At 50.6% G+C, this 818-nt stretch carries 1 protein-coding gene; it reads left to right on the top strand.

Going from position 1 to position 818, the window contains the following annotated elements:
- Positions 1–80: 80 nt before the first annotated feature.
- The gene (locus tag JNC80_RS19980) at positions 81–764 is read left to right on the top strand and encodes an IS6 family transposase (RefSeq protein ID WP_376711421.1); all 684 of its coding nucleotides are present in this window, start codon (positions 81–83) and stop codon (positions 762–764) included.
- Positions 765–818: the final 54 nt, after the last annotated feature.

Here is an 818-nt window from a genome sequence, read left to right as displayed (position 1 = left end):
GGTTGTGTCGCAAAGTTTTTGAGTTTGACTGATTTTATTGAAGTCTGGTAGGTTCGGTTGATAATGAGCGGAGCCGGATAATGGTCGTTTTCAAAGGGGCGCAGTTTCCCAAAAGTGTCATCCTGCACGCTGTTTTCTTTTACGTGCGCTATCCGGTTTCTTATCGCGACCTTCAGGAGATTCTGGCTGGGCGCGGTATATCTGTCGATCATGCAACGTTGAACCGATGGGTTGTTCGGTACTCACCGCAGATTGCCGCTCAGGCTCAGATGCGCAAACGGCCCACAGCCAGTTCGTGGCGTGTGGACGAAACCTACATCAAGGTTAAGGGCAAATGGACTTACCTATACCGAGCCGTTGATCGCGATGGCCAAACGCTTGATTTCATGCTGTCTGAGCGCCGGGATCTGGCTGCGGCGCGCAGGTTCTTTAAGAAGGCCATTGCCACCAACGACGTTCCTGAGAAAGTAGTTATTGACAAGAGCGGAGCCAATCTGGCCGGGCTGCAAGCCGTCAACACCATCCTGAAATTCACTGGAACGGGCGACATAATTGAAATCCGGCAGATCAAATATCTCAATAATATCCTTGAGCAGGACCACCGCTTTATCAAACGGATCACCAAACAAATGATGGGCTTCAAAGCATTCCATTCCGCCTCAGCCACCATCGCGGGCATCGAAGTAGCCCACATGATCCGTAAAAACCAGTTTGCAAACGACAACCGCTCGCCATTTCAGGTCTTTGCGGAGCTCGCAGCATAACTGCGTTCAGAAGTAAGGCCGCTTATATCCTTCCAAAAACTTTGCGACAGAACC

The organism is Pseudochrobactrum lubricantis, assembly GCF_041929865.1.
GTDB classification, from domain to species: domain Bacteria; phylum Pseudomonadota; class Alphaproteobacteria; order Rhizobiales; family Rhizobiaceae; genus Pseudochrobactrum; species Pseudochrobactrum saccharolyticum.
This window is presented reverse-complemented; position numbering and strand designations above follow the sequence as displayed.

What these genes read in the sequence shown, in the direction of transcription:
- JNC80_RS19980 (WP_376711421.1), top strand. Translation starts at nt 81, where the DNA reads ATGGTCGTTTTCAAAGGGGCGCAGTTTCCCAAAAGTGTCATCCTGCAC.